Raw genomic sequence first — 5,113 nt, 5'->3', positions numbered from 1 at the left:
TGATGGAAACTCGCGGGATCGTCGGCCCCAGTGAGGGATCGAAGGCCCGCGATGTGCTGGTCAAGCCCGACGAGCTGGCCGCCACCCTGATGTCCATCCGCGGCGGGGACAGTGGCACCGACGATGACAATGAAATCGACTGAGATTCAACACTTTTCGTAGCGGCGGGACATCTCGACTTCCAGTGGGAGTCGGCGGTGGTCCGGCTCGTGGTGCCAGCATCCGCCGACGATGATTTCCGCCGGCCCATCAGAGGTGTACATCCTCAGCCCGACGGGGTGACCGAACTGCGGCAACAGATCCGCGACCGATATTGCGGTTTGGTGAGCGCCCGGTTCGCCATCGCGTCCCGTCGGCAGGCTGATCTGGATTTCGGTCTCGGCCCAGGCAGGTTTGGCCGGTATTTGGGTCGACCCGCTGGCTTCGTCGCCCGCGCCGACGATGGCGATGATCTGGCTCCACAGGGCAACGTCGCTATCGCTGGGTGGTCTGGGCTTCGACGTGTACTCCTGCGGCCGATAGGTCGGGTCGGTGGCGATCAGGATCCGCCACGTCGCGTTCGCCAAGCTTGGATCGCTTTTTTGCAGCGCCTGCGCGTCAGCGGCCGTCGCGCCCTGCTTCAGCGTGATGAGAATGTCGCGGCTCTGCGCGGATCCACCCCACGTCGGCTGGTTGAGGCCGACATATTCGGCTACCGGGGAGCGGACGGCATGCAGCCAGACGGCGATGCTGTCGCCGACGTCGGCGGCGCTGGGATCGGCCGGCGGGCTGGCATTGTCGCCGAGCGTGAATGCGGCCTGCGAGTAGTCGGCAAGGTAGTTGCTCTTCTGTTGCGGCACTGCGGGATAACGGATGTCGAGCTCCACCTTGTGGCCGCCGAGATGATGCCGCTGGGTCTGGTCGACGAAGCTGCGTCCGATATCGGTGGCTTGCGGCAGGGTGACTCGGGTATCGAGCTTGACGACGAGCCCAAAATTCTGGCCGTTCTCGAAGCTTGACTCGTATTTCAACTCGGTGTCCGCGACACCGGGCATTGCTTTGATCCGCTGGTCCACCAGCTCCGCGTCATGGCGGTGATCGGCGAGACACGCTGAGGCGGGCCACACCATCATGGCCGCCAGCCCAATCAGCGCCAACCTGTGCACCGCTAAAGAACCAACAGCATCCGCGAGTTGCCCAGGATGTTGGGCTTGACATAGCTGAGATCCAGGAACTCGGCGACACCGATGTCGTACGAGCGGCGCATCTCCTCGTACACCTCGGCGGTCACCGGCGTCCCTTCGATTTCGGTGAACCCGTGCCTGCCGAAGAACTCGGTCTCGAAGGTCAGCACGAACAACCGCTGCAGCTGCAGTTCCCGGGCGACATCGAGGAGCTTGTCGACGACGGCATGGCCGATGCCCTGGCCGGTCAACTCAGGCGCGACGGCCACCGTACGCACCTCGCCCAGATCGGACCACAGCACGTGCAACGCGCCGCAGCCGACCACCTCCATACCTTCCTGGCCCTCGTATTCGGCCACCCAGAACTCCTGGACGGCTTCGTACAGCGTCACCAGGTTCTTTTCCAGCAGGATCTTGCCCGCATAGGTGTCGACGAGCCGCTTGATCGCCGGTACATCAGAGGTCCGAGCGCGCCGGATCGTCGGCCGGTTGACCGGTGGACCGCCTGCTGCGTTCACGAACTGAACAGTATCGGCTTCGGCTTATCGGCTCGGCAACCGATATTCTGTTGCCGTGTCGGGGCAACCTCAAACCGGTCCGGTAGTCCCGCGCGTCCGCGTCACCAACCTCGCCAACATGCTCACGCTTTTGCGGCTGGTGCTGGTCCCGGTGTTTCTGCTGGTGCTGTTCGCCGGGAATGGTCATGAAACCGTCAGCCGCATCGCCGCTTTCGTGGTTTTCGCCGTCGCCGTCATCACCGATCGCTTCGACGGCGCGCTGGCGCGTAATTACGGCATGGTGACCGAATTCGGCACGATGGCCGATCCAATCGCGGACAAGACGTTGATCGGCGCGGCGTTGATTGGCCTGTCGATGCTCGGTGATCTGCCGTGGTGGGTGACGGTGGTGATCCTGGCTCGCGAGGTCGGGATCACCGTGTTGCGGTTTGTCGTGCTGCGCCGCGGCGTCATCCCGGCCAGTCGCGGCGGCAAACTCAAAACCCTGGTGCAAGCCGTTGCGATCGGATTGTTCATCCTGCCGGTGTCGGGATCGTGGCTGGTGGTCGCGTCGGCAGTGATGGGGGCCGCGATCCTGCTGACCGTGGTCACCGGCGTGGATTACGTCGCGTCGGCCGCAAGGGATGTCCGTGGACGACCCGCTACTGACTGACGACGCCCGCGGATTGGTGGCGGATCTTACGGTCCGCAACCAGAGCGTCGCCACCGCCGAGTCGCTGACGGCCGGGCTGCTCGCCGCCACCCTCGCGGGTGTGCCGGGCGCCAGCGAAGTGCTGCGCGGCGGCCTGATCACCTACACCGAGCACTCCAAGATCGTGCTGGCCGGAGTGGCGCCGCAGATTCTCGACGAGGTCGGCCCGGTGGCCGCCCCGACCGCCCGGGCGCTGGCTGTCGGCGCGCGGCAACGATGCGCCGCCACCTGGGGCGTCGGTTTGACCGGCGTGGCCGGACCCGAGCCACACGGCGGACACCAGGTGGGCACGGTGTTCATGGGCCTGGCCGGGCCCGATGACCACTCGGTCACCGAGGTGGTCGAGCTGCAGCTCAGCGGGACGCGCTGGGATATCCGCATCTCAGCGGTGCGCGAGTCGATCAGCAGGCTGCGCGCGCTGGTCGCGGCCGCGTGAATCTCTTGGCAGCCATCCGGGAACCAATCGTCGCGCGGCGCGCGTTGACCTGTTGAACTGCTGACCGGACGTAAGGAGAGCGCGATGCCGTCATTGCTGCGTGAGGTCCTCGGCGACGTGCTGCGCCGCGCACGAACCAAACAAGGCCGGACGCTGCGTGAGGTGTCAGACGCTGCGCGGGTCAGCCTGGGGTACCTCTCCGAGGTCGAGCGTGGCCGCAAGGAGGCATCCAGCGAGCTGTTGAGCGCGATATGCGCCGCGTTGGAGGTGCCGTTGTCTCAGCTGCTCGTTGAGGCCGGAGCGCAACTGGCACGGCGGGAGCACCAGACCGTCTCGCCGGCCAGCGCGGCCAATATCGACGCCAGCACCAAGGTCGTCATCCCGCCGGTCGTGGCATTGGCCCTATCAGGCCGCGCCTAGCCGCGTCAGGGTGTGGCAATCCGCGCGAAACCGATAACCTCAGGACGAGTGCAGACATCTACACACGAAGGCGGAGCTAATCCATGGCCAATCCGTTCGTCAAAGCGTGGAAGTACGTCATGGCGCTGTTCAACGCAAAGATAGACGAACACGCCGACCCCAAAATCCAGATTCAGCAGGCCATCGAGGAAGCGCAGCGTCAGCACCAAGCGCTGACCCAGCAAGCCGCGCAAGTGATCGGCAACCAGCGCCAACTCGAGATGCGGCTCAACCGGCAGCTGGCCGACATTGAAAAGCTTCAGGTGAACGTCCGGCAGGCGGTGACACTGGCCGACCAGGCCACCGCGTCCGGAGACACCGCCAAGGCGACCGAGTACAACAACGCCGCCGAGGCTTTTGCGGCCCAGTTGGTAACCGCCGAGCAGAGCGTCGAAGACCTCAAAGGATTGCACGACCAGGCGCTTGGCGCCGCCGCGCAAGCCAAGAAGGCCGTCGAGCAAAACGCGATGGTGCTGCAGCAGAAGATCGCAGAGCGCACCAAGCTGCTCAGCCAGCTCGATCAGGCCAAGATGCAAGAGCAGGTCAGCGCGTCGCTTCGGTCGATGAGCGAGATCGCCGCTCCGGGAACCACCCCGAGCCTCGACGAGGTGCGCGACAAGATCGAACGCCGCTACGCCAACGCGATGGGTGAGGCCGAGTTGGCGCAGAACTCGGTTCAGGGCCGCATGCTCGAGGTCCAGCATGCCACCGTGGAGATGGCCGGCCACTCGCGGCTGGAGCAGATCCGCGCATCGATGCGCGGCGAGGCGTTGCCGGCCGGTGGGTCGGCCGGTGGGTCGGCCGGGGGAGCGGCGGGCACTCCGGCAACCCCGGGCACCCCGGCGGCCGCGCCTAAGACTGCCCCCGCCGAGAAACCCATCGGTCAGCAGTAAACGAGCGGAGCGAAATGGCGGTGGAGTCCGGTCGCGGCGCCGCACACGGCGGGCCATGGCGCGCCCTGTTGCAACGCGGCTTCGACACCGCCAGTGATCTTTCCGACTTGGTGGCGCAGAAAATCAGCGCCGCCACCGATCGGCGGGCACGGCTGCTTCGTCAGCGTCGGCGTGCACTGCGGTGGGGCCTGATATTCACCGCCGGAACCGTGTTCTGGGCTGTGGTCACGGCGTTGCTGGCGGCCTGGGGCTGGTTCGCCTTGCTGCTGATAATCACCGGCTCGATCGCGGTCGCAGAGGCGATTCCGGCGACGTTGTTGCTGCTTCGCTACCGCTGGCTGCGGTGGGAACCGCTGCCGGCGCAGCGGCCCGCCAGCACCCGACGACTGCCGCCGCCGAGTTCGGCCGCGCGGCCGGCGATGTACGCGCTGGGGGCCTCCGAGCGGGGCTTCTTCTCGCTGCTGGGTGTGATGGAGCGGGCCAACATGTTGCCCGCCGACGAGATCCGCGACCTGACCGCCGCGGCGAACAAGACCTCCTCGGCGATGGCGGCAACCGCCGCTGAGGTGGTGTCGATGGAGCGGGCGGTGGACAGCACTCCGCAGTCACGCTCATACCTGGTGCCCAGCATCAACGCGTTCACCGCCCAGTTGAGCGCCGGTGTACGTCAATACAACGAAATGGTTACTGCCGCAGCACATTTGGTGTCGTCAGCGAACAGCGACTCCCCGGATTCTGCTGCCGGACCGTCGATTTCGCGGCAGCGATACCGCGACGAGCTGGTCGGTGCGACGGATCGCCTGGTCGGTTGGGCGCAGGCCTTCGATGAACTCGGCGGGCTGCCTCGGGCGTAGCCCGGCTCGCCCCCTCGTCGCTGCGCGGCTGGGGGTGCCCCCACCTCAGGCGCTACACGACCCGCATCGTCGCCGGGCGGGGGCTAAATGTCCGGGCTG

The 5,113-nt window shown here is 66.2% G+C and carries 8 protein-coding genes; 6 read left to right on the top strand and 2 right to left on the bottom strand.

Annotated features, from left to right (window positions below):
- Nucleotides 1-143, top strand: a 143-nt coding sequence (locus WAN71_RS18345; RefSeq protein ID WP_422226701.1) for a hypothetical protein, incomplete at its 5' end; no start/stop codon positions are given.
- A 3-nt stretch (nucleotides 144-146) separates the two neighbouring features.
- Here the strand turns inward: WAN71_RS18345 and WAN71_RS18340 are convergent.
- Both WAN71_RS18340 and WAN71_RS18335 read right to left on the bottom strand, forming a co-directional pair.
- A complete protein-coding gene (locus tag WAN71_RS18340; RefSeq protein ID WP_422226700.1) occupies nucleotides 147-1,145 on the bottom strand; it encodes a hypothetical protein in 999 nt (332 codons plus the stop codon).
- A gap of 2 nt (nucleotides 1,146-1,147) precedes the next feature.
- Nucleotides 1,148-1,681, bottom strand: coding sequence for an amino-acid N-acetyltransferase (locus WAN71_RS18335; RefSeq protein ID WP_422226699.1), 534 nt, complete (start codon nucleotides 1,679-1,681; stop codon nucleotides 1,148-1,150).
- 55 nt (nucleotides 1,682-1,736) lie between these two features.
- Between WAN71_RS18335 and pgsA the strand changes: the two genes are divergently transcribed.
- From pgsA to pspM, 5 genes are all read left to right on the top strand, one after another.
- Complete coding sequence (pgsA, locus tag WAN71_RS18330) at nucleotides 1,737-2,333, top strand: CDP-diacylglycerol--glycerol-3-phosphate 3-phosphatidyltransferase (protein WP_422226698.1); 597 nt, start codon at nucleotides 1,737-1,739, stop codon at nucleotides 2,331-2,333.
- Nucleotides 2,311-2,808, top strand: coding sequence for a CinA family protein (locus WAN71_RS18325; protein WP_422226697.1), 498 nt, complete (start codon nucleotides 2,311-2,313; stop codon nucleotides 2,806-2,808). The genes pgsA and WAN71_RS18325 overlap by 23 nt, the downstream gene beginning before the upstream one ends.
- An 84-nt stretch (nucleotides 2,809-2,892) precedes the next feature.
- Nucleotides 2,893-3,228, top strand: a complete 336-nt coding sequence (clgR, locus tag WAN71_RS18320; RefSeq protein ID WP_422226696.1) for a transcriptional regulator ClgR — start codon at nucleotides 2,893-2,895, stop codon at nucleotides 3,226-3,228.
- Nucleotides 3,229-3,311: 83 nt separating this feature from the next.
- A complete protein-coding gene (gene pspA, locus WAN71_RS18315) occupies nucleotides 3,312-4,160 on the top strand; it encodes a phage shock protein PspA (protein WP_422226695.1) in 849 nt (282 codons plus the stop codon).
- A gap of 14 nt (nucleotides 4,161-4,174) precedes the next feature.
- Entirely contained in the window at nucleotides 4,175-5,014 is an 840-nt protein-coding gene (gene pspM, locus WAN71_RS18310) for a phage shock envelope stress response protein PspM (RefSeq protein ID WP_422226694.1), read from the top strand.
- Nucleotides 5,015-5,113: the final 99 nt, after the last annotated feature.

This window comes from Mycobacterium sp., assembly GCF_049280035.1.
Classification (GTDB): Bacteria; Actinomycetota; Actinomycetes; order Mycobacteriales; family Mycobacteriaceae; genus Mycobacterium.
The sequence above is the reverse complement of the archived record's forward strand: the minus strand, read 5'-3'. Positions and strand labels throughout refer to the sequence as shown.